This window comes from Pseudomonas putida (genome assembly GCF_001976065.1).
Taxonomy (GTDB): Bacteria; Pseudomonadota; Gammaproteobacteria; order Pseudomonadales; family Pseudomonadaceae; genus Aquipseudomonas; species Aquipseudomonas serbica.
The window spans coordinates 23,376-46,659 of the sequence record NZ_MNAH01000005.1 but is presented as its reverse complement, the minus strand read 5'-3'; the positions used below and the strand labels follow the sequence as shown (position 1 = coordinate 46,659).

Annotated in this window: 22 protein-coding genes and 1 tRNA gene; 14 read left to right on the top strand and 9 right to left on the bottom strand. The window is 59.8% G+C overall.

Annotated elements, in window-relative coordinates; translation table 11 throughout:
* Entirely contained in the window at nucleotides 1-903 is a 903-nt protein-coding gene (locus BKX96_RS18720; RefSeq protein ID WP_046818969.1) for a TIGR01777 family oxidoreductase, read from the bottom strand.
* A 198-nt stretch (nucleotides 904-1,101) separates the two neighbouring features.
* Between BKX96_RS18720 and BKX96_RS18715 the strand changes: the two genes are divergently transcribed.
* From BKX96_RS18715 to BKX96_RS18690, 6 genes are all read left to right on the top strand, one after another.
* Nucleotides 1,102-2,088: an NAD(P)/FAD-dependent oxidoreductase gene (locus BKX96_RS18715; protein ID WP_046818968.1), complete on the top strand. Its 987-nt coding sequence runs from the start codon at nucleotides 1,102-1,104 to the stop codon at nucleotides 2,086-2,088.
* Between the two features lie 208 nt (nucleotides 2,089-2,296).
* Nucleotides 2,297-3,256 (top strand): YbgA family protein, encoded by a 960-nt coding sequence (locus tag BKX96_RS18710; RefSeq protein ID WP_046818967.1) that lies wholly within the window; start codon nucleotides 2,297-2,299, stop codon nucleotides 3,254-3,256.
* Nucleotides 3,256-4,197: a MerR family transcriptional regulator gene (locus tag BKX96_RS18705; RefSeq protein ID WP_046818966.1), complete on the top strand. Its 942-nt coding sequence runs from the start codon at nucleotides 3,256-3,258 to the stop codon at nucleotides 4,195-4,197. Before BKX96_RS18710 ends, BKX96_RS18705 begins: the two co-directional genes overlap by 1 nt.
* A gap of 31 nt (nucleotides 4,198-4,228) precedes the next feature.
* On the top strand, nucleotides 4,229-5,674 hold the full coding sequence (gene phrB, locus BKX96_RS18700; RefSeq protein WP_077185302.1) for a deoxyribodipyrimidine photo-lyase: 1,446 nt from the start codon (nucleotides 4,229-4,231) through the stop codon (nucleotides 5,672-5,674).
* Between the two features lie 72 nt (nucleotides 5,675-5,746).
* Complete coding sequence (locus tag BKX96_RS18695) at nucleotides 5,747-6,529, top strand: SDR family NAD(P)-dependent oxidoreductase (RefSeq protein WP_077185192.1); 783 nt, start codon at nucleotides 5,747-5,749, stop codon at nucleotides 6,527-6,529.
* Nucleotides 6,530-6,605: 76 nt separating this feature from the next.
* Nucleotides 6,606-6,911, top strand: coding sequence for a YkgJ family cysteine cluster protein (locus BKX96_RS18690; protein WP_034149582.1), 306 nt, complete (start codon nucleotides 6,606-6,608; stop codon nucleotides 6,909-6,911).
* A 61-nt stretch (nucleotides 6,912-6,972) separates the two neighbouring features.
* Here BKX96_RS18690 and BKX96_RS18685 read toward each other — a convergent pair whose 3' ends face one another.
* The 6 genes from BKX96_RS18685 to hemA all read right to left on the bottom strand — a co-directional run bounded on the left by BKX96_RS18685 (nucleotide 6,973) and on the right by hemA (nucleotide 12,340).
* Nucleotides 6,973-7,491, bottom strand: a complete 519-nt coding sequence (locus tag BKX96_RS18685; RefSeq protein ID WP_077185190.1) for an acyloxyacyl hydrolase — start codon at nucleotides 7,489-7,491, stop codon at nucleotides 6,973-6,975.
* Between the two features lie 116 nt (nucleotides 7,492-7,607).
* Nucleotides 7,608-8,399, bottom strand: coding sequence for a glutamate racemase (gene murI, locus BKX96_RS18680; RefSeq protein WP_077185188.1), 792 nt, complete (start codon nucleotides 8,397-8,399; stop codon nucleotides 7,608-7,610).
* On the bottom strand, nucleotides 8,392-9,147 hold the full coding sequence (locus BKX96_RS18675) for a molybdopterin-synthase adenylyltransferase MoeB (RefSeq protein WP_077185186.1): 756 nt from the start codon (nucleotides 9,145-9,147) through the stop codon (nucleotides 8,392-8,394). The genes murI and BKX96_RS18675 overlap by 8 nt, the downstream gene beginning before the upstream one ends.
* Nucleotides 9,141-9,971, bottom strand: coding sequence for a peptide chain release factor N(5)-glutamine methyltransferase (prmC, locus tag BKX96_RS18670; protein WP_077185184.1), 831 nt, complete (start codon nucleotides 9,969-9,971; stop codon nucleotides 9,141-9,143). Before prmC ends, BKX96_RS18675 begins: the two co-directional genes overlap by 7 nt.
* On the bottom strand, nucleotides 9,972-11,054 hold the full coding sequence (prfA, locus tag BKX96_RS18665) for a peptide chain release factor 1 (RefSeq protein WP_046818960.1): 1,083 nt from the start codon (nucleotides 11,052-11,054) through the stop codon (nucleotides 9,972-9,974).
* A complete protein-coding gene (gene hemA, locus BKX96_RS18660; protein ID WP_077185182.1) occupies nucleotides 11,051-12,340 on the bottom strand; it encodes a glutamyl-tRNA reductase in 1,290 nt (429 codons plus the stop codon). The genes prfA and hemA overlap by 4 nt, the downstream gene beginning before the upstream one ends.
* 301 nt (nucleotides 12,341-12,641) lie before the next feature.
* On the opposite strand from hemA, the gene BKX96_RS18655 reads away from it, so the two are divergent.
* From BKX96_RS18655 to ychF, 8 genes are all read left to right on the top strand, one after another.
* Nucleotides 12,642-14,366, top strand: a complete 1,725-nt coding sequence (locus BKX96_RS18655; protein WP_046818958.1) for a tetratricopeptide repeat protein — start codon at nucleotides 12,642-12,644, stop codon at nucleotides 14,364-14,366.
* A gap of 4 nt (nucleotides 14,367-14,370) precedes the next feature.
* Nucleotides 14,371-14,988 carry a lipoprotein insertase outer membrane protein LolB gene (gene lolB, locus BKX96_RS18650; RefSeq protein ID WP_046818957.1) on the top strand — a complete coding sequence of 206 codons (618 nt, stop codon included), beginning with the start codon at nucleotides 14,371-14,373 and terminating at the stop codon, nucleotides 14,986-14,988.
* A 1-nt stretch (nucleotide 14,989) separates the two neighbouring features.
* Nucleotides 14,990-15,841 (top strand): 4-(cytidine 5'-diphospho)-2-C-methyl-D-erythritol kinase, encoded by an 852-nt coding sequence (gene ispE / locus BKX96_RS18645; RefSeq protein ID WP_046818956.1) that lies wholly within the window; start codon nucleotides 14,990-14,992, stop codon nucleotides 15,839-15,841.
* Nucleotides 15,842-15,877: 36 nt separating this feature from the next.
* Nucleotides 15,878-15,952: transfer RNA gene (locus BKX96_RS18640), tRNA-Gln, on the top strand.
* A gap of 45 nt (nucleotides 15,953-15,997) precedes the next feature.
* On the top strand, nucleotides 15,998-16,939 hold the full coding sequence (locus tag BKX96_RS18635; RefSeq protein WP_003171603.1) for a ribose-phosphate pyrophosphokinase: 942 nt from the start codon (nucleotides 15,998-16,000) through the stop codon (nucleotides 16,937-16,939).
* A 142-nt stretch (nucleotides 16,940-17,081) separates the two neighbouring features.
* Entirely contained in the window at nucleotides 17,082-17,684 is a 603-nt protein-coding gene (locus tag BKX96_RS18630; RefSeq protein WP_046818955.1) for a 50S ribosomal protein L25/general stress protein Ctc, read from the top strand.
* 169 nt (nucleotides 17,685-17,853) lie between these two features.
* Complete coding sequence (gene pth, locus BKX96_RS18625) at nucleotides 17,854-18,438, top strand: aminoacyl-tRNA hydrolase (protein ID WP_046818954.1); 585 nt, start codon at nucleotides 17,854-17,856, stop codon at nucleotides 18,436-18,438.
* A 22-nt stretch (nucleotides 18,439-18,460) separates the two neighbouring features.
* Complete coding sequence (gene ychF, locus BKX96_RS18620) at nucleotides 18,461-19,561, top strand: redox-regulated ATPase YchF (protein ID WP_046818953.1); 1,101 nt, start codon at nucleotides 18,461-18,463, stop codon at nucleotides 19,559-19,561.
* Nucleotides 19,562-19,627: 66 nt separating this feature from the next.
* On the opposite strand, the gene BKX96_RS18615 is transcribed toward ychF, so the two are convergent.
* Together BKX96_RS18615 and BKX96_RS18610 are read right to left on the bottom strand one after the other, a co-directional pair.
* Nucleotides 19,628-21,829 carry an OsmC domain/YcaO domain-containing protein gene (locus tag BKX96_RS18615; protein ID WP_077185180.1) on the bottom strand — a complete coding sequence of 734 codons (2,202 nt, stop codon included), beginning with the start codon at nucleotides 21,827-21,829 and terminating at the stop codon, nucleotides 19,628-19,630.
* A 100-nt stretch (nucleotides 21,830-21,929) separates the two neighbouring features.
* Nucleotides 21,930-23,147, bottom strand: a complete 1,218-nt coding sequence (locus BKX96_RS18610; RefSeq protein WP_046818951.1) for an MFS transporter — start codon at nucleotides 23,145-23,147, stop codon at nucleotides 21,930-21,932.
* Nucleotides 23,148-23,284: the final 137 nt, after the last annotated feature.

Sequence of the window (23,284 nt, the reverse complement as noted above, 5' to 3'; positions counted from 1 at the left end):
TCAAAGGCGGCTGGACAAGTCGTCCAGGGCCGCGCGCAAATCAGTGAACTGGAAAGTGAAACCCGCTTCCAGCAAGCGAGCCGGCACGGCCTTCTGGCCGCCCAGCAACAGCAAAGACAACTCACCCAGGCACACCTTCAAGACCAGGGTCGGCACGGGCATGAACGACGGGCGATTCAGTACGCTGCCCAGCGTCTTGGCAAACTCTCGGTTGCGCACCGGGCTGGGCGCGCACGCATTATAAGGACCACTGGCACTTTCCCGATGCAGAAGAAAATCAATCAGGGCGATTTGATCCTTGATATGAATCCACGGCATCCACTGCCGGCCACTGCCGATAGGCCCGCCCAGCCCCAGTTTGAAGGGCAGCAACAGGCGCGACAAAAAGCCGCCCTCTGCCGATAACACCAGGCCGGTGCGAATGAAGATCACACGAATGCCCAAGGCTTCGGCACGCTGGGCGGTTTCCTCCCAGGCGATGCATAACTGGCTGGCGAAATCATCGATGACCGGTGGCGAATCCTCGGTCAGTTCACGCTCACCACCATCGCCGTACCAGCCGACCGCGGACCCCGAAATCATTACCTGCGGTTTCTGTTCTCGGCTTTCAAGCCAGGCCAGCAGGGTTTCGGTCAGGGTGATACGGCTGCTCCACAACAGCGCCTTGCGCTTGTGGGTCCACGGGCGATCGGCAATCGGCGCGCCGGCCAGATTGACGATGGCGTCCACCTGGTCTTGCCCGAGCTCGTCAAGTCGCGCGATACCACGCACCTGGGCACCGCAGATTTTCGCGACTTTTGCAGGCGTCCGGCTCCAGACTGTAAGGCGATGCCCCTGGCTCAACCAGTGCCGGCAGAGCTGACGTCCTATCAAACCAGTACCGCCGGTCAGCAATATGTGCATGACTTCTTCCTCGCGTGGCGTTTTACCCTGATCACTAGTCTATTTTTATAAGCAAGGGATCTTTTGGTATCGGGCAGGCTCTGTGTTTAACAATAGGCCAAGCTGTCAGAACGAGAACGCTGAAAGTTATACCAAAAAACAATATTGTACAGGTTTCAACCCCGGCGTAGTCTGTACAGACAGGTAAACGAGGCCCTTATGACTGTACCTATCGCAATCATCGGCACCGGCATTGCCGGACTCTCAGCCGCACAAGCCCTGACCGAGTTGGGGCATGTCGTGCATCTTTTCGATAAAAGCCGCGGCAGTGGCGGACGCATGTCGAGCAAGCGCAGCGATGCGGGTGCCCTGGACATGGGCGCGCAATATTTCACTGCCCGCGACCGGCGCTTTGTCACCGAAGTCCAGCGTTGGCAAACCAATGGCTGGGTCGCGGAGTGGACGCCACAGCTGTATACCTACCATGGCGGCCGGCTCGATCTGTCGCCGGACGAACAGACGCGCTGGGTCGGCACCCCGCGAATGAGCGCGATCACCCGTGCCCTGCTTGGCGACCTGGAAGTGCACTTCGCCTGCCGGATCACCGAGGTGTATCGCGGCGAAGAACACTGGCATCTGCAGGATGCCGAAGGCTTCACCCACGGTCCGTTCAGTCATGTGGTCATCGCCACCCCGGCCCCCCAGGCGACCGCGCTGCTGGCCTCCGCGCCGAAGCTCGCTGGCGCTGCCGCCGGCGTCAAGATGGACCCCACCTGGGCCGTTGCGCTGGCCTTCGATACCCCCCTGGAAACGCCCATCGAGGGCTGCTTCGTGCAGGACAGTCCGCTGGACTGGCTGGCTCGCAACCGCAGCAAACCGGGGCGCGACAATACTCTCGACACGTGGGTATTGCACGCCACCAGCGCCTGGAGCCGCCAGCATATCGACCTGCCGAAAGAAGCGGTGATCGAACAGTTGCACGGCGCGTTTGCCGAGCTGTTGCACGATGCCATGCCTGCGCCCAGCTTCAGCCTGGCCCACCGCTGGCTCTACGCGCGCCCCGCCAGCAGCCATGAATGGGGGACTTTGGCCGATGCAGACCTGGGCCTGTATGCGTGTGGCGACTGGTGCCTGTCCGGACGCGTAGAAGGTGCCTGGCTCAGCGGCCAGGAAGCCGCCCGCCGTCTGCATGCACACTTGCAGTAAACGCAATATCGCGACACTGGCTTGCCAGCGATGAACGATACGGGGTGGAAACACCACGGTGTCTGGATCGCTGGCAACATCGCCCAGGCGAATCGTCCTCCACTAAAAAACTTATACAAGAAATTTGACTTGTACACCTTTGAATCTATGATGAAGCTATGTTGTACAGACTTACGGGGCTGTACAGGTTTTGATTCCGAGGTGCTCGATGCCCATATCCCCTGCCAAGCCAAAAATCGCCATCAGCGCCTGTCTATTGGGATTTGATGTGCGCTTCAACGGCGGCCACAAAGCTTCGCAGCTGTGCCGCCAAGTCCTCAGCGATTACTTCGAGTTTGTCCCGGTCTGCCCGGAAGTCGCCATCGGCCTCGGCGTTCCGCGCCAACCTATCCGGCTGGTGGGGGACGCGGACACTCCCCAGGCCCTCGGCACGGTCGACCGCGACCTAAATGTCACCCAGCCGCTGGCGGACTATGGCCGCCACATGGCGGCGGAGCTTGGCGATATCTGCGGTTACATTTTCATGCAGCAATCCCCTTCCTGCGGCCTGGAGCGGGTCAAGGTCTACCACGCCAACGGCGCACCGGTGATGGGCGGTGGCCGGGGCATCTACGCCGGTGCGTTCTGTGCCCAGCAAACGGACTTGCCGGTAGAAGAAGACGGCCGGCTCAACGACCCGGTGCTGCGGGAAAACTTTCTTGTCCGTGTATTTGCCTACAGCGCCTGGCAACAGTTGCTGCAGGAAGGCCTGAGCCGTCGCGGCCTGACAGCGTTCCACTCGCGCTACAAGTACCTGCTGATGGCTCACAACCCGATGCAATATAAAATCCTCGGCAACTTGCTTGGCAACATGGGCCAGACAGACCCGCAAGAACTCGGACCGCGCTACTTCACCCAGTTGATGGCCGCCCTGAAGAAATGTGCAACCCGCCGCACCCACAGCAATGTATTGCAGCACCTGAGCGGTTACCTGAAAAAGACCATCAGCGCCGAGGACAAGCAGGAAATGCAACGCCTCATCGGCCAATACCGCCAAGGCATTGTGCCGCTGGTGGTGCCGCTGACGTTGCTCAAGCACCACTTTCGGCAACATCCGGACCCCTACATCGATCAGCAGGTGTACCTGCAACCCCATCCGGAAAATCTCAGCCTGCGAAACGCAATCTGATGAAAGCCCTAGCCGACAGCAGCGCCAGCGAAGACCTCGGTGCCGACTTCAAGAAGGCGCTGGACGAAGGCTGGCTGCCGATCCGCGAAGTCGCCCGGCAAACCGGGGTGAATGCCGTGACGCTGAGGGCCTGGGAACGCCGTTATGGCCTGATCGTGCCGCAACGCACCCCCAAGGGTCACCGGCTGTTCTCGGCTGAACACGTACAACGTATCTTATCGATCCTCACCTGGATCAACCGCGGCGTGGCCGTCAGCCAGGTCAAGCAACTGCTCGACACCCCGCAAGCCTTCAGCGAGCTCGTTGAAAACGACTGGCAGGTGTTGCGCCACAAGTCACTGCAAGCCGTCACGCAGTTGTCCGAGCGCGCCCTCGACGACACCGTCAACCAGGCCATGGCGCTCTACCCGCCGCGCACCTTGTGCGAGCAGCTACTCCTGCCCCTGCTGGCGGAGCTTGAACAACGCTGGCAAGGCCAGTTCGGCACGCAGATGGAACGGGTATTTTTTTATTCCTGGCTACGCAGCAAGTTTGGCGCGCGCATCTACCATGACAATCGTCAGTTGCACAGCGCGCCACTGCTATTGATCAACCACTCGGACCTGCCCCTTGAACCTCACCTGTGGCTCACCGCGTGGTTGATCAGCAGCGTCGATTGCCCGGTGCAAGTGTTTGACTGGCCACTCCCGGCCAGCGAACTGGCATTGGCGGTCGAACTACTGAAACCACGGGGCGTCTTGCTGTATTCCAGCAAAGCCCTAAACCTTTCACAGCTGACGAAACTTTTGAACGGCGTCAGTTGCCCAAAAATGATCGTCGGGCCAACGGTGTGCATTCACCACACCGAGTTGTCCGCAATAACGTCAGAGATCGCTGATCTGTACCTGGCCGATAACCCGTTGGCGGCGCATCAGGTACTGGTTCAACGCGGGCTCATTTAATGGCACTTCAATGAATGATGCGAACGTCCACATGCAATTGATCTGGCTGCGCAGCGACCTGCGCCTGCTCGACAATACCGCCCTTTCGGCCGCGGCAGCGCGGGGCCCGACCGTGGCGGTGTTTCTACTAAGCCCGCAGCAATGGCGCGAACATGACGACGCCCCCTGCAAAGTGGACTTCTGGCTGCGCAACCTGGAGGTTTTAAGTCGGGCGCTGGGCCAATTGAACATTCCCCTGCTGATCCGCAACGCCCCCCACTGGGATGACGCACCGGCCGTGTTGCTCGAGCTGTGCCGGCAATTGCAGGTCGACACGGTGCATCTCAACGAGGAATACGGCATCCATGAAACCCGCCGCGATGCAGCGGTGGCCCGGACCCTCAAGGCCGAAGGCATCGAAGTACGTCGCTATCTCGATCAATTGCTGTTCAAGCCCGGCAGTGTGCTGACCAAGACCGGTACGTACTTTCAGGTCTTCAGCCAGTTCCGCAAGGTCTGTTATGAACGACTGCATCATTCGCTGCCCGGTCTGGTACGCACACCGGCGCCGCAAGCGCCGTTGAACATCGCCAGCGACGCCATCGCGACGCAGGTCGAAGGCTTCGAGGTGCCTCCTCAAAGCCTGCGCGACCTGTGGCCGGCTGGTGAAGAGGAAGCCCGGCGCCGTCTCGACAGCTTCACCGACGTGCAGATCGACTACTACCAGAGCGAGCGCGACTTCCCGGCAAAACCCGGCACCAGCCAACTCTCGGCCTATCTGGCCGCCGGGGTGATTTCTCCTCGCCAGTGCCTGCACGCCGCCCTGCAATGTAACCAGGGTGAGTTCGAAAGCGGCAAGATTGGCGCCGTGACCTGGATCAATGAATTGCTGTGGCGAGAGTTCTATAAACACATTCTGGTGGGCTACCCGCGGGTTTCCCGTCACCGTGCCTTTCGTCCGGAAACCGAAGCCCTGGCGTGGCGCAACGCACCCGAAGAACTCGCCGCCTGGCAGCAAGGCCGTACCGGCTTGCCGATCATCGACGCGGCCATGCGCCAATTGCTCGAAACCGGCTGGATGCACAACCGGCTGCGCATGGTAGTGGCGATGTTCCTGACCAAGAACCTGTTGATCGACTGGCGCGAGGGCGAACGTTTTTTCATGCGCCACTTGATCGATGGCGACCTGGCCGCGAACAACGGCGGCTGGCAGTGGAGTTCGTCCACCGGCACCGACTCGGCGCCTTACTTCAGGATTTTCAACCCGCTGAGCCAGTCGGTAAAATTCGACGCCGATGGCCTGTTCATCAAGCACTGGCTGCCACAACTGTCGGGGCTTGATAAAAAGGCTGTGCACGACCCGGCACATCTTGGCGGTCTGTTCGGCGTGGCAGATTATCCGGCACCGATTGTCGACCTGAACACGTCCCGCGCCCGCGCCTTGGCCGCATTCAAGAATCTGCCGCCGCGGCAAACTGCCGGGAGCCACCATGAATAGCAAAATGCTGCGTCTACATGAATATCTAACGGCATTGGGCCAGGCATGTGCCTGGCAGCGAAGGAGAACGCAATGGGCCTGATACCTCCACGACGGTATTGGTTGACCGGTGCAAGCAGCGGCATTGGCGCCGCACTGGCCGAAGAAATACTCAAGACTGGCGCCCAGCTGGCCGTCAGCTCCCGTTCGCTGGCGCCACTGAGAGTCCTGTCCCTGCGCTATCCCGGGCAGGTACTGGTGTTGGCAGGGGACTTGACCAACAGCCAGACAGTACGTGAAATCGGCGAACAGATTGCCCGGGACTGGGGTTCCCTGGACACTGTGATCCTCAATGCCGGCACCTGCGAATTTGTGGATGCCAAGCAGTTCGATGCCTCGATCATCGAGCATGTGGTGCGCACCAATCTGCTCGCCAGCAGCTACTGCATCGAAGCCGCATTGCCACTGCTGCGCTCTGGCACGGCGCCACACCTGGTGGGCCTGGCCAGTTCGGCAACCTACCTGCCACTGCCCCGCGCCGAAGCCTATGGTGCCTCGAAAGCCGGGATGCGCTACCTGTTCGAATCCCTGCGCAATGACGTGGCACCGGAAGGGATCGCCGTCACGGTGGTCAGCCCTGGGTTCGTCGAGACGCCAGTGACCGCGAACAACGATGCCCCAATACCACGCGCCTCGCCGGCAGGAAAAGCCGCGCAGCACATTTTCCACCAATTGAGTAACCAGCCAGTGGATATCGCTTTGTCGGGGATGTTGATGGCAACCCTGTGGCCGCTGTCGAAACTGCCTGACCGGACCCGGCTGGCGATTGGCAAGCGCATGGTTCGCAGCAGCCCGCCGATCCTGGATCAGTTGTGATGAACAGACGTGCCAGCGACCGAGCGTCCGTCCGAGCTTTCACACTGTAACGGCTGACTGCCTTACACTGCGCGCCATGAAAACCATCCCTCACACGCAAATCGCCACACCGGCGGTGACCTGCTCGACCTGTGCAGCCTGCTGCTGTCAGCTCGAAGTCATGCTGATCACCGATACCGGCGTGCCCGAGCGATTCATCGATACTGACGACTGGGGTGGGGAGGTCATGCTGCGCCTGGATGACGGCTGGTGCGCCGCGCTGGATCGCAACACGATGATGTGCACCATCTACGAGAAACGCCCGCTGATCTGCCGGGAGTTCGAGATGGGTGCACCAGAGTGCATTGAAGAACGCCAGGGAATTTCGACGGCGTATCGCTGAAACTCAATGCGAGAGCCAGCAGGCTGACTCCCACAAGGGTATGTTGCTAAAGCAGTAATCCTTACAACGGCATCGTGTAATGCAACGCGTAACTTTCTACACCGTCGTTGGGAGTGGTGATCCCGGCATTGGAATAGTGCGTCGCGCGAATTCCCACTTCATGCCCGCCGTTAAAGCGCAGGCCGGCACCGAAGCGGTCCTCGAACTGGAATGCGCTGCCCAGGTCGTTGTTTTCAACTTCGGTACTGGCGAACACCGCTACGCCAAACCCGAGTTCGACGTAGGGTTTGATGTTCTGGCCGGAAAACTCATAAACAAACACGGGCGAGAATGAAAGGCTGTGGTTGCTGGATTTCTCGTCACCCTCCCAGTAGGTGTAGGCGCCGCTCCAGTAACCGGTCAAGCGACCCACATCGCTCTGCCACCAACTCTTGTCCCAATCGAATTGCATGCCCAATCGATAAGTCATGGTCGATTCGCCGGTCTGGCCGACCCCGAACTCCACGCCCGCCGCCTGTGCAGTGAAACTATGCCCCATCAATGCAGCCGCAATCGCGGCCAAGCAAAATAGTCGCTTCATAGAAACATCCTTTTCCGAACGATTACGTCTGGTTTTTTTTGCTCTAACTACACAGCTATAGAAGTCGACGGTTATTCAGAAGTTCACCCAAATTGTGCCCCTGTGCCACAACTTGTTTACCCTTCAAAGCTTCGCACAACCCCGGCGTTATTCCACAGTATCGGCAATATATTTGTGAAATGAACCGGATCGGCACTCGTCCAGAACTGCGCGGCACGCGCAGGCCCGGCGGCGAGTAATTCGCGCTCGGCCAGCAGTCGCTGAAGCTGGCGCGCGACCGCCGCACCGGTGTCGATCAGACTGATGTCATCGGGGATCATTTGCTTGAGCAGCGGCTTGAGAAACGGGTAATGGGTGCAGCCCAGGATGATGGTGTCGGCGCCTGCGGCAAGCAGCGGCGCGACGTACCCCTGCAGCAACTGACGCAGGGCAGGACTGTGCAGATCGCCTTGTTCGATCAAATCGACCAACCCGGGGCAGGGTTGGGTGATCACTCGAACATCGGTGGCGAATCGGTCGAGCAGCGCGGCGAACTTGGCGCTTTGCAGGGTGCCCGTGGTGGCCAGCACGCCAACCACACCACTGCGGGTAGCGGCGGCGGCCGGCTTGACCGCGGGCTCCATGCCGACGATGGGCCATTGCGGATAATCGCGACGCAGGTCGGCAACCCCCGCGACCGTGGCGGTGTTGCAGGCCAATACCAGAGCCTTGGCGCCTTGGCCTTGAAAAAACTCGGCCATGACGCTGCAACGCTGGCGGATGAATTCCGGGGTTTTCTCGCCGTAGGGAATGTTCCCGCAATCGCCGAAATACAAGAGAGATTCGTCTGGCAACAAACGCTGGATCTCGGCCAGCACCGAAAGCCCACCGACGCCGGAGTCGAACACGCCGATCGGCGCTTCACGCATGCTTGGGCCCACAGACGCTGCAACCCGGATCACGCTTGACCCGCAACTCACGGAAGCGCGTGCCCAAGGCGTCGATCAGCAACAGGCGCCCCACCAGCGGCTCGCCAAAACCGGCCAGCAACTTCAGCGTTTCAAGGGCTTGCAGGCTGCCGACCAGCCCCACCAGCGGACCGACCACCCCGGCTTCGCTGCAGGTCAATTCGGCTTCACTGCCGTGCCCATACAAACAGTGGTAGCACGGGCTTTCCGGGCGACGCGGGTCGAACACCGACAATTGCCCTTCCAAGCGAATTGCCGCACCGCTGACCAGCGGCTTGCCGGCGTTCACGCACGCTGCGTTGACCGCTTCACGGGTGGAGAAATTATCAGAGCAGTCGAGGACCAGATCCACCCCGGCCACGACAGCAGCCAGCGAGTCTTCATCCAGCGCCGCGCGATGGGCGACCAGCCGGATTTGCGGGTTGATTGCCGTCAGGCGCTTGATCGCCGAGTCGACCTTGCTCATGCCGACGCTGTCGGTGTCGTGAATGATCTGGCGTTGCAGGTTGGTCAAGTCGACCGTATCGAAGTCCGCCAGGTGCAACTCACCCACGCCCGCCGCTGCCAGGTACAGCGCCACCGGCGCGCCAAGCCCGCCGAGGCCAACGATCAGCACACGGCTGTCCTTGAGTCGCAACTGACCGTCGATATCAATGTGCTGCAACAGAATCTGCCGGCTGTAACGCAGCAATTCCTGATCATTCAGCATGGCAGGCACCCCAGGCTGATGCGTTGATGACCGCCCAGGTCGGTACGGCTGTGAATCTGTTCAAAACCACGGGTCAGCAGCAAATCGCGCACCGCCTCGGCCTGATCGTAACCGTGCTCGAGCATCAGCCAGCCGCCCGCGTCGAGATGGTCCGGCGCCTGGTCAATGATCAAGCGCAAATCGTCAAGGCCATCGACCCCGGCTACCAAGGCGCTGGCTGGTTCGAAACGCACGTCGCCTTCCACCAGGTGGGGATCGGCGGACGCTATATAGGGCGGATTGCTGATGATCAACTGAAAACGCTGACCTTCCAGGGCGCTGAACCAATGACTGCTCAGCACCGTGGCATTGTTCAGGTGCAAGCGCTGGCGATTGCGTTCGGCCAGGGCCACGGCTTCCAGCACGCGATCCACGGCAGTGACTTGCCATGCCGGCCGCTCGCTGGCCAGGGCCAGGGCAATCGCGCCGCTGCCAGTGCCCAGGTCGAGGACCTTGGCGGGAGTGGCTGGCAACAGCTCCAGCGCAGCTTCCACCAGCAACTCGGTGTCCGGGCGCGGGATCAGCGTGTGCGGTGCGACTTCCAGGTCGAGCTTCCAGAAACCTTGCTGGCCAAGGATGTAAGCCACTGGCTCACCACTTCGGCGGCGCTGCAAATATTCGGTGAAGGTCACCACCGCTTCGCTCGGCACAATACGTTCCGGCCAGGTGTGCAAGAAGCTGCGGGACTTGCCCAACGCGGCCGCCAGCAACAACTCGGCATCCAGGCGCGCCGTGGGCGAGTCGGGCAGCTCGGCGGCGCGCAACAAACTGGCAATGATCGTCATTTATTCACCTATCGCTGCCAGTTGATCGGCCTGGTACTCGGCCAGCAACGGCTCGATCACCGCATCGACACCCCCGGCGAGGATTTCGTCGAGCGAGTACAGCGTCAGGTTGACCCGGTGGTCGGTGACCCGGCCCTGGGCAAAGTTGTAGGTACGGATACGTTCGGAGCGATCCCCCGAGCCCACCAGCAATTTACGCTCACTGGCGATGGCATTGGCCGCGGCACTGGTTTGCTGGTCGTTGAGCTTGGCCGACAGCCAGGACATGGCCCGGGCGCGGTTCTTGTGCTGCGAACGTTCTTCCTGGCACTCGACCACGATGCCAGACGGCAAGTGCGTGATGCGGATCGCCGAATCGGTCTTGTTCACGTGCTGACCACCCGCACCGGAAGAACGATAGGTATCGATGCGCAAGTCTGCCGGATTGATCTCGATCGCTTCCTGTTCGTCCGGCTCGGGCAATACTGCCACGGTGCAGGCCGACGTGTGGATGCGGCCCTGGGACTCGGTCGCGGGCACACGTTGCACGCGGTGAGCACCGGACTCGAACTTCAGCTTGCCGTAGACGTTGTCGCCCTCGACTCGCGCGATGACTTCCTTGTAGCCGCCGTGCTCACCCTCGTTTTCCGAAAGGATCTCCACCCGCCAGCCGCGCCGCTCGGCATAACGCGAATACATGCGGAACAGGTCGCCGGAGAAAATCGCCGCTTCGTCGCCGCCGGTGCCCGCGCGGATTTCGAGGAACACGTTGCGCCCGTCGTTCGGGTCCTTGGGCAGCAACATGCGTTGCAGACTGGCTTCCAGTTCGACCAGGCGCTCCTTGGCTTCGCGGACTTCTTCCACGGCCATTTCGCGCATGTCCGGGTCGCTGTCCTTGAGCAAGGCCTGGGCGCCTTCGAGGTCTCCCTGCACTTTAAGCAGCTGTTTATAGGTTTCGACGATCGGCTCGACTTCCGCGTACTCCTTGGAATAGGCGCGGAATTTGTTCTGATCGGAAATGACCTCGCCATCGCCAAGCAAGGCGGTCAATTCCTCGAAACGGTCCTGGAGGATGTCCAGCTTATTGAGCAGTGACGCTTTCATTGCGGTTTCTTATCCGAAAAGCTATCCGATGAGCCCTCACCGAGGGCAAAGAGTTCCTGGGCCATCGCCAGCGCATCGAGGCGACCTTCGGCAGAGAGCTTTTTCAACTGCACGCTCGGTGCGTGCAAGAGTTTATTGGTCAGGCCACGCGCCAATTGCACCAGCACCTCTTCGGCGCTGCTACCGTTGGCCAACATGCGCTGGGCTTTTTGCAATTCTTCGTCGCGCAAGCGTTCGCTCTGTTGACGATAGGCCTTGAGCACATCCACCGCCGCCAGTTCGCGAAGGCGCACCATGAAATCTTCAGCGCCGATCGAGACCATCTCTTCCGCCGCCTGGGCTGCCCCCTGGCGACTCTTGAGGTTCTCGGCGACCACTTCGTGGAGATCGTCGACGCTGTACAGGTAGACGTCGTCCAACTCGCCGACTTCTGGCTCGATATCACGCGGGACGGCGATATCGACCATGAAGATCGGTTTGTGCTTGCGCAGTTTCAGAGCGCTTTCAACAGCACCCTTGCCAAGGATCGGCAACTGGCTGGCGGTGGAGCTGATGACGATGTCGCTGCGCACCAGCTCCGCGGGAATGTCCGACAGCAGCACGGCATGGGCGCCGAACTGCTCGGCCAGGATGCTCGCGCGCTCCAGCGTGCGGTTGGCGACCACGATACGCTTCACGCCCAGGTCATGCAGGTGGCGGGCGACCAGGGTAATGGTTTCGCCAGCGCCGATCAGCAACGCCTGACTGCGTTGCAGGTCACTGAAAATCTGTTTGGCCAGGCTCACCGCGGCAAAGGCCACCGACACCGGGTTCTCGCCAATGGCGGTGTCGGTGCGCACTTGCTTGGCAGAATTGAATGTCGCCTGGAACAGCCTGCCGAGCAGCGGACCGATGGTGCCGGCTTCGCGAGCCACGGCATAGGCCGATTTCATCTGGCCGAGGATCTGCGGTTCGCCCAACACCAGCGAATCGAGCCCGGAGGCGACTCGCATCATGTGACGAACTGCCGCATCGTCTTCGTACACATAAGCACTCGCGCGCAGCTCATCGAAGCTCAAATGATGATATTCGGCCAGCCAGCGCAGCACGGTATCCGCCGACAGGTGATCCTGTTCTATATAGAGTTCACTGCGATTGCAGGTGGAGAGGATCGCAGCTTCGCGGCTGTCGGTGAGTCGGCAGAGCTGCTGCAAGGCCTCAACCAGCTGCTCAGGGGTAAAGGCCACGCGCTCGCGGACGTCTACTGAAGCAGTCTTGTGGTTAATACCGAGTGCAAGGAAGGCCATTCAAGGTCGCTGGTGGTGACGTGAAGCCGGCAATTGTCCTACTTCGACACATCGAGGACAACTACTCGATATCTATTGACCTGGTAGGCGATGTCGCGGATTGCGAGCGATTCTCGTTTAGTGCAGGAACTGGCTTGCCAGCGAAGGCGTCCTGACGCCTTGCGTTGGCCTTCAGGGCGTCTTCGCTGGCAAGCCAGCGCCTACAACGACCTGCGTCCACGGGAAAATGCCTGCCCGGTTATGTTTGGCCGAACGCTTGTGTCATGATGATCCGACCGCAGGTTAGTCGTCCTTTTCCTATATGAATAGATCCTCCGCGTTGCTCCTCGCCCTTGTCTTTCTCAGCGGCTGCCAGGCCCTGGGCCCCGCTTCGACGGACGACCCGTCGCCGGTCGAAGACACCACTGCGGCCCCTGAAAAGCCCAAGGTCTACAGCTCATTCAGCGAAGACACCGTCTTCAGCCTGCTGAGTGCGGAACTGGCTGGCCAGCGCAATCGTTTCGATATCGCCCTGGACAACTACGTGACCCAGGCCATCAACACCCAGGATCCGGGCATTTCCGAGCGGGCATTCCGCATTGCCGAGTACCTGGGCGCCGACCAGGCCGCCCTGGATACGGCACTGATCTGGGCCAGGAACGCTCCGGACGACCTTGAGGCCCAGCGGGCCGCCGCCGTGCAACTGGCGCGCGCCGGGCGCTATGACGACTCCATGGTCTATATGGAAAAAGTGCTGCAAGGCAAGGGCGATACCCATTTCGACTTCCTCGCACTGTCTGCGGCCGATACCGACCAGGACACGCGCAACGGCCTGATGAAAAGTTTCGACCGTCTGTTGCAGCGCCACCCGAACAACGGCCAGCTGATTTTTGGCAAGGCCTTGCTGCTGCAGCAAGATGGCGACACCAAAGGTGCGCTGACCCTGTTGGAAGACAATCCGCCGGACGACGGCGAAATCGCCCCGATCCTGCTGCGCGCGCGCCTGCTGCAATCGCTGGATCGCGGTGACGAAGCCTTGCCGCTGCTGCAAAAAAGCATCCGCAAATACCCGGAAGACAAGCGCCTGCGCCTGACCTATGCGCGCATGCTGGTCGAACAGGACCGCATGGACGACGCCAAGGCCGAGTTCTCAAGCCTGGTGCAGCAATACCCGGAAGACGACGACCTGCGATATTCACTGGCGCTCGTCTGCCTGGAGGCCAAGGCCTGGGACGAGGCCAAGGGTTACCTCGAAGACCTGATCGCCCGTGACAGCCACGTCGACTCGGCCCACCTGAACCTGGGGCGCATCGCCGAAGAACGCAACGATCCACAAGGCGCGCTGATCGAGTACGCCAAGGTCGGGCCGGGCAACGATTACCTGCCGGCGCAACTGCGCCAGGCCGATATCCTGATGAGCAACGGCAGGACCGCCGAAGCGCAAAAACGACTCGCGGCCCAACGCGACGAGCAGCCGGACTACGTGATCCAGTTGTACCTGATCGAAGCCGAAACCCTGTCTGCCAACAAACAGGGGGACAAGGCCTGGAAAGTCCTGGAGCAAGCACTGCAACAATACCCGGACGATTTGAACCTGCTGTACACCCGCGCCATGCAGGCAGAAAAACGCAACGACCTGGCCCAGATGGAAAAAGACCTGCGCCTGATCATCAAGCGCGACCCGGACAATGCCATGGCACTGAACGCCCTCGGCTATACCCTGTCTGACCGGACGACGCGTTACGCCGAAGCCAAGGCCCTGATCGAGCAAGCGCACCAAATCAGTCCGGAAGACCCGGCGGTTCTCGACAGCCTCGGCTGGGTGAATTACCGCATGGGCAATCTCGACGAAGCCGAGCGCCTGCTGCGCCAGGCCCTGGAGCGTTTCCCCGACCAGGAAGTCGCCGCTCATCTAGGCGAAGTCCTGTGGGCCAATGGCAAGCAAAGCGAAGCTCGGCAAATCTGGGGCAAATTCCTCAAGGAACAACCCGACAGCCCAACCCTGCGCGGCACCATCAAGCGCCTGACCGGATCAGAGACTCTTTAAGATTATGTTTTTGCGCCACCTTATCGTTTTCAGTTTCATCACCCTGCTCGCCGGTTGCGCGGGCTTCGGTGCCCGCGAATCGGTCGAGGGCCACGGAGATCCGACCCAATGGCGCGAGCACAAACAGCAGCTCGCGAGCCTTGATGGCTGGCAGATCGACGGCAAGATCGGTATCCGTGCGCCAAAAGATTCCGGCAGCGGCACGCTGTTCTGGCTGCAACGTCAGGATTACTACGACATTCGCCTTTCCGGTCCCTTGGGTCGCGGCGCGGCTCGCCTGACCGGGCGCCCGGGCAAGGTTTCCCTGGAGGTCGCCAACCAGGGTCGCTACGAAGCGACCTCCCCGGATGCCCTGCTCGAAGAGCAGCTTGGCTGGAAGCTGCCGGTTTCCAACCTGGCCTGGTGGGTCCGCGGACTCCCGGCTCCAGACAGCAAAAGCCGTTTGACCCTCGATGGCGACAGTCGCCTGGCCAGCCTCGAACAGGACGGCTGGCAGGTCCAATACACGGCCTACACCGAGCAAAACGGCTACTGGCTACCCGAGCGGATCAAACTGCACGGCACCGACCTGGATGTCACGCTGGTCATCAAGGCCTGGCAACCGCGAAAGTTGGGACAGTGACATGCCAGCCAATCGCCTGACCCTGCCTTCGCCGGCCAAACTCAATTTGATGCTGCACATTCTGGGTCGCCGTGAAGACGGCTACCACGAGTTGCAAACGCTGTTTCAGTTTCTCGACTACGGCGACGAAATCACCTTCGCCGTGCGCGACGACGGCGTCATTTGCCTGCACACCGAGTTCGACGGTGTCCCCCACGACAGCAACCTGATCGTCAAGGCCGCGAAAAAACTTCAGGAGCAATCCGGCTGTTCGCTCGGTATTGATATCTGGATCGACAAAGTCCTGCCCATGGGCGGCGGCATTGGCGGCGGCAGTTCGAATGCCGCCACCACCCTGCTCGGCCTCAACCACCTCTGGCAACTGGGTTGGGATGAGGATCGGCTGGCCGCGCTGGGCCTGTCACTGGGAGCCGACGTTCCGGTTTTCGTGCGCGGGCATGCGGCTTTCGCCGAGGGCGTGGGGGAAAAACTGACCCCTGTCGACCCTGAAGAACCCTGGTATCTGGTGCTGGTGCCGCAAGTCTCTGTAAGTACGGCAGAAATTTTTTCTGATCCGTTGTTGACACGTAACACGCCGCCCATTAAAGTGCGCCCCGTTCCCAAGGGAAACAGTCGAAATGACTGCTTGCCGGTGGTAGCAAGGCGTTATCCAGAGGTACGTAACGCATTGAATTTGTTAGGTAAATTTACCGAAGCAAAACTCACCGGAACTGGAAGTTGTGTGTTTGGGGGCTTCCCAAGCAAAGCTGAAGCTGATAAAGTCTCGGCCCTTCTTACAGAGACCCTTACAGGGTTTGTAGCCAAAGGAAGCAACATTTCGATGTTGCATCGCAAGCTGCAAAGTCTGCTCTAAAGGAACCGATTACTGGGTAATCGTTGCAACAGATACAGGGGCGTCGCCAAGCGGTAAGGCAGCAGGTTTTGATCCTGCCATGCGTTGGTTCGAATCCAGCCGCCCCTGCCATTTTCTATACTCATCCAGGTTACCCTCAGCCTCTAGGTACTGCGCGTGTCCAAGATGATGGTCTTTACGGGGAATGCTAACCCCGATCTGGCTCGGCGTGTCGTACGTCAGCTGCATATCCCTCTCGGTGACATCTCTGTCGGTAAATTCTCCGACGGCGAAATTACAGCCGAGATCAATGAAAACGTCCGCGGTAAAGATGTCTTCATTATTCAGCCGACTTGCGCCCCGACCAACGATAACCTCATGGAACTGGTAGTGATGGCTGATGCCTTCCGCCGCTCCTCGGCTACTCGTATCACTGCTGTTATTCCTTACTTTGGTTATGCCCGTCAGGATCGCCGTCCGCGTTCCGCACGTGTGGCTATCAGCGCGAAAGTCGTCGCTGACATGCTTACCGTAGTCGGCATCGACCGTGTTCTCACGGTTGATCTGCATGCTGACCAAATCCAGGGTTTCTTCGATATTCCGGTAGATAACATCTACGGCTCCCCGGTTCTGGTGGATGACATTGAAGATCAGCGCTTCGAAAACCTGATGATCGTGTCCCCGGACATTGGTGGCGTCGTGCGTGCACGTGCCGTTGCCAAATCCCTGGGCGTGGACCTCGGGATCATCGACAAACGCCGTGAGAAAGCCAATCACTCTGAAGTGATGCATATCATCGGTGATGTCGAAGGGCGTACCTGTATTCTGGTCGATGACATGGTCGATACCGCCGGCACCCTGTGCCACGCGGCCAAGGCCTTGAAAGAGCATGGCGCTGCCAAGGTTTTCGCCTACTGCACGCACCCTGTGCTGTCGGGTCGGGCGATCGAAAACATTGAAAATTCCGTGCTGGACGAGCTGGTGGTGACCAACACCATCCCGCTGTCCGCTGCAGCACAAGCCTGTGCGCGTATCCGTCAACTGGATATCGCACCGGTTGTTGCCGAGGCGGTCCGCCGCATCAGCAATGAAGAATCGATCAGCGCGATGTTCCGCTAAGGGCCCTGCCCTTCTCGAAATGTCTCGTTGACGAAAAGCGCCCCGCCCCGGCATTCCTGTCGGGGCGGGGCTTTTTTGCCCATATCGCCTTTAGCGCTGGTCGCAAACGCTGGGGCGAGTGTGGTTATTTTGGAGATACAACATGAACGATTTTACTCTGAATGCTGAAGTGCGTTCCGACCTGGGGAAAGGTGCGAGCCGCCGCCTGCGTCGTCTCGCAAGCCTGGTTCCAGCTGTAGTTTACGGTGGCGACAAAGCCCCTGAATCCATCAGCATGCTGGCCAAAGAAGTTGCCAAACTGCTCGAAAACGAAGCGGCTTACAGCCACATCATCGAGCTGAACGTTGGTGGCACCAAGCAGAACGTCGTGATCAAAGCCCTGCAGCGTCACCCGGCCAAAGGCCACGTGATGCACGCTGACTTCGTACGCGTAGTAGCTGGCCAGAAACTGACCGCTATCGTTCCAGTGCACTTCATCAACGAAGAAGCACCGACCAAGAAAGGCGGCGAAATCTCGCACGTTGTTGCCGAGATCGAAGTTTCCTGCCTGCCAAAAGATCTGCCTGAGTTCATCGAAGTCGACCTGGCTAACGCTGAAATCGGCACCATCGTTCACCTGTCGGACCTCAAAGCTCCTAAAGGTGTCGAGTTCGTAGCCCTGGCACACGGCGATGACAAGGCTGTTGCCAACGTCCACGCTCCACGTGTTGCTCCAGAAGCTACCGAAGAAGGCGCAGCAGAGTAATCACTCTGTGAAGCCGGAGTGATCAAGTAACATCGCGGACTGGAACGTAGCGAGAAAGCGGGCGAGAACGCGGAGTTTACATCATGGTAAATGAGCAATTTTCGTCCACTTTCGCCGCTTTCCCTGATTGCGGCGATGTTATCCACCACTCCAAGGAAGGGCCCCTATCGTGACTGCCATTAAACTGATCGTTGGCTTGGGTAATCCAGGCGCTGAATACGAACAGACCCGGCATAACGCAGGGGCCCTTTTTGTTGAGCGCATCGCGAACGCACAAGGTGTGAACCTTGTGGCGGACCGCAAATATTTCGGCCTGACCGGGCGCTTCTCGCACCAGGGTCAGGATGTTCGTCTGCTGATTCCCACCACGTACATGAACCGCAGCGGCCAGGCCGTAGCGGCCCTTGCCGGTTTCTTCCGTATCAAGCCTGAAGAAATCCTCGTGGCGCATGACGAACTCGACCTGCCACCCGGCGTTGCCAAGCTCAAGCAGGGCGGCGGCCATGGCGGTCACAACGGGTTGCGCGACATCATTGCGCAACTGGGTAATCAGAATACTTTCTACCGCCTGCGGCTTGGCATCGGCCACCCGGGCGTCGCCAGTATGGTTTCAAATTTCGTCCTGGGTCGTGCGCCACGCGCCGAACAGGAAAAACTCGATGCCAGCATCGACTTTGCCCTCGGCGTGCTGCCGGATATCCTCGCCGGTGAATGGAACCGCGCGATGAAAAACCTGCACAGCCAGAAGGCCTGACTTTTACCCGAGGGGAAACACCATGGGATTCAATTGCGGCATCGTCGGCCTGCCTAACGTCGGCAAGTCCACCCTGTTCAACGCCCTGACCAAATCCGGTATCGCGGCCGAGAACTTCCCCTTCTGCACCATCGAACCCAACAGCGGTATCGTGCCGATGCCGGATCCGCGCCTGCAAGCCCTGGCGGAAATCGTCAACCCAAAGCGCATCCTGCCGACCACCATGGAATTCGTCGACATCGCGGGCCTCGTGGCCGGCGCCTCGAAAGGTGAAGGCCTGGGCAACAAGTTTTTGGCCAACATCCGTGAAACCGATGCCATCGCCCACGTGGTCCGCTGCTTCGAAGACGAGAACGTGATCCACGTCTCCAACAGCGTCGACCCGAAACGCGACATCGAGATCATCGACCTGGAACTGATCTTCGCCGACCTCGACAGCTGCGAGAAACAACTGCAGAAAGTCGCGCGTAACGCCAAGGGTGGTGACAAGGACGCCGTCGTCCAGAAAGGCCTGCTGGAGCAACTGATCGCCCACTTCACCGAAGGCAAGCCAGCGCGCAGCCTGATGAAGAACATGGGTACCGACGAAAAAGCGGTGATCAAGGGCTTCCACCTGCTGACCACCAAGCCGGTGATGTACATCGCCAACGTCGCTGAAGACGGTTTCGAGAACAACCCGCACCTGGACGTGGTCAGGGCCATCGCCGAAGAAGAAGGCGCCATGGTTGTTCCGGTCTGCAACAAGATCGAAGCGGAAATCGCCGAGCTCGATGACGGCGAAGAGAAAGACATGTTCCTCGAAGCCTTAGGGCTAGAAGAGCCTGGCCTGAACCGCGTGATCCGCGCCGGCTACGAAATGCTGCACCTGCAGACCTACTTCACCGCCGGTGTCGAAGAAGTCCGCGCCTGGACCGTACGCGTCGGTGCCACCGCACCACAAGCCGCTGGCGTGATCCACACCGACTTCGAAAAAGGCTTCATCCGCGCCGAAGTAATCGCCTACAACGACTTCATCCAGTACAAGGGCGAAGCCGGTACCAAGGAAGCCGGTAAATGGCGCCTGGAAGGCAAGGACTACATCGTCAAGGACGGCGACGTGATGCACTTCCGTTTCAACGTCTGACACTCAAGGCCTTCAACAAAAAAAGCACCCTCGCGGGTGCTTTTTTTGTGGCCGCTATATAACCGCTTACCTGGCCACTTTCGCGCGGGCCGAGTGCAGTTTCTTGTAGCTGTCGATCAGGCGCAGGTGCCGGTCGAGCCCTTCCAGCTTCATGCTGGTTGGCGTCAAGCCGAAGAAGCGCACGCTGCCGTTCACGGAGCCGATCGCGGCGTCCATGCGCTCGTTGCCGAACATCCGGCGGAAGTTGGCCTCGTAATCGACCAGTTCCAGGTCCTCGTCCAGCTGCATTTCCAGCACCACGTTCACGGCCTGGTAGAACAAGCCGCGCTCGACGGTGTTGTCGTTGTACTGCAGGAACATTTCCACCAGCTCTTTCGCCTCTTCAAACTTCTGCAAGGCGAGATTGATCAGCAACTTCAACTCCAGGATCGTCAACTGACCCCAGGCGGTGTTGTCGTCGAATTCGATGCCGATCAAGGTGGTGATGTCGGTGTAGTCGTCCAGTTCGCTGTCTTCCAGACGCTTGACCAGCGACTTCAGGCCGGCCTTGTCGAGGCTGTGCAGGTTGAGGATGTCCTCGCGGAAAAACAGCGCCTTGTTGGTGTTGTCCCAGATCAGGTCGTCCACCGGATAAATTTCCGAGTAGTCCGGTACCAGGATGCGGCAGGCCGTTGCACCGATGTGCTCGTACACCGCCATGTACACTTCCTTGCCCATGCCTTCGAGAATGCCGAACAAGGTCGCGGCTTCCTCGGCATTGGAGTCTTCACCCTGGCCGGAGAAGTCCCACTCGACGAATTCGTAGTCCGACTGGGCACTGAAGAAGCGCCACGACACCACGCCGCTCGAATCGATAAAGTGCTCGACGAAGTTATTCGGTTCGGTCACCGCATGACCTTCAAAGGTCGGCAGCGGCAGGTCATTGAGGCCTTCGAAGCTGCGGCCCTGCAACAATTCCGTCAGGCTGCGCTCCAGCGCCACTTCCAGGCTCGGGTGCGCGCCGAACGAGGCGAACACACCACCGGTACGCGGGTTCATCAAGGTGACGCACATCACCGGGAATTCGCCGCCCAGGGATGCATCCTTGACCAGCACAGGGAAGCCCTGCTCTTCCAGCGCCTGGATACCCGCGAGAATTCCGGGGTACTTCGCCAGCACCTCGGCCGGTACATCCGGCAGGGCAAATTCGCCCTCGATGATTTCGCGCTTGACCGCGCGCTCGAAGATTTCCGACAGGCACTGCACCTGCGCTTCGGCCAGGGTATTGCCGGCACTCATGCCGTTGCTCAGGTACAGGTTTTCGATCAGGTTGGATGGGAAATACACCACCTCGCCGTCCGACTGGCGCACGTACGGCAGCGAGCAGATGCCGCGTTCTTCATTGCCCGAGTTGGTATCGAACAGATGCGAGCCACGCAGTTCGCCATCGCGATTGAAGATTCGCAGGCAATACTCGTCGAGAATCTCCGCCGGCAGTTCATCCTTGGGACCAGGCTGGAACCAGCGCTCGTTCGGGTAATGCACAAACGCCGCATTGGCGATGTCTTCTCCCCAGAACTGATCGTTGTAGAAAAAGTTACAGTTCAGCCGCTCGATAAACTCGCCCAGCGCCGATGCCAGCGCGCCTTCCTTGGTGGCGCCCTTGCCATTGGTGAAACACATCGGCGAGTGCGCATCGCGGATATGCAGCGACCACACGTTGGGCACGATATTGCGCCACGAGGCGATTTCAATCTTCATGCCCAGGCCGGCCAGGATGCCCGACATGTTGGCGATGGTCTGTTCCAGCGGCAGGTCCTTGCCGACGATGTAGGTGCCCGCTTCTGAACCTGACGTGGAAGCTGGCATCAGCAATGCCTGGGCATCGGCATCGAGGTTTTCCACCTCCTCAATCACAAACTCAGGCCCGGCCTGCACCACTTTTTTCACGGTGCAGCGGTCGATGGAACGCAAGATGCCCTGGCGGTCCTTGTCGGAGATATCGGCCGGCAACTCAACCTGAATCTTGAAAATCTGGTTGTAGCGATTTTCCGGGTCGACAATGTTGTTCTGCGACAGGCGGATGTTATCGGTGGGAATGTTGCGGGTGTCGCAGTACAACTTCACGAAATACGCCGCACACAACGCCGACGAAGCCAGGAAGTAGTCGAACGGACCGGGGGCCGAACCATCGCCCTTGTAGCGGATAGGTTGATCGGCCACCACGGTGAAGTCATCGAACTTGGCTTCAAGTCGAAGGTTGTCGAGAAAATTGACCTTGATTTCCATGCGGGGTACCAGAATAACGAGCAAACGAATGGCCGCCATTATCCGGCTTTTCAGCCGGAAGTCTTGTCCAAGCTCACCCTTGCGGCTACGCGGGGTGTAATCAGGCCTTTTTGGTACGCGGCAGGAAAATCGCCAATACGCCCAGCAACGGCAGGAACGAACAGAGGAAGTACACGTATTCGATGCCGTGGATGTCCGCCAGGTGCCCCAGCAGGGCCGCGCCAATCCCGCCGAAACCGAACATCAGGCCGAAGAACACCCCGGCAATCATCCCGACGTTACCCGGCACCAGCTCCTGGGCGTACACCACGATGGCCGAGAAGGCCGAGGCGAGGATGAAGCCGATGACCACGCTGAGGACAGTGGTCCAGAAGAGGTCCACATGGGGCAGTAGCAAGGTGAAGGGTGCAACCCCGAGGATCGAGAACCAGATCACCGCCTTACGCCCGATCTTGTCGCCGATGGGCCCGCCAAAGAATGTCCCTGCGGCCACCGCACCGAGAAACAGGAACAGGTGCAGTTGCGAGCTGGCCACCGACAGGTCGAACTTCTCGATCAGGTAGAACGTGAAGTAACTGGTGAGGCTGGACATGTAGAAGTACTTGGAGAACACCAGCAGCCCGAGCACCACCAGTGCGCTGGTCACCCGCCCCTTGGACAGGCCGTGGGTCGCAGCCTGGCCCTGCTTGAGCTTGAACAGGTTCAAGTGGTTGGCGTACCAGCGGCTGATCCGGTACAGCACGAACAGTGCAAACACCGCGAACAAACCGAACCAGGCGACGTTACCCTGGCCGTAGGGGATGATGATCGCTGCCGCCAGTAACGGACCAAAAGCCGAGCCCGCGTTACCGCCGACCTGAAAGGTCGATTGCGCCAGGCCAAATCGCCCACCCGAGGCCAGTCGGGCCACACGGGAAGCTTCCGGATGGAAGGTCGAGGAGCCAATGCCGATCAAGCCCGCCGCCAGCAGGATCAGCGGGAAGCTGCCGACCACCGACATCATCACGATGCCGATCAAGGTGCAGACCGTACCAGCCGGCAACAGCCAGGGCTTGGGATGGCGGTCGGTGTGGTAGCCGACCCAGGGTTGCAGCAGCGAAGCGGTGAGCTGGAAGGTCAGGGTGATCAGGCCGACCTGGGTGAACGTCAGGCCATAGTTGGCCTTGAGCATCGGGTAGATCGACGGCAGCACCGATTGGATCAAGTCGTTGATCAGGTGCGCCAGTGCCACTGCGCCAATGATGCGCATGACCAGAGGGCTTCCTTGCGAGGTCGCGGGCGCCGCCGCAGTGGCGGACTGAACGTTGCTGATTGCCATGAAAATTCCGAAAAACAAAGAGGTGCACAGGGGCAGATGCACCAATGTGCCATTTTTCGCTGCGGCAGCGCCATCCCCTTAGCCTGCTAACGACCTCGGTATTCGGAAGATTTCAGGTCGATCAATGCCCTCCTCCG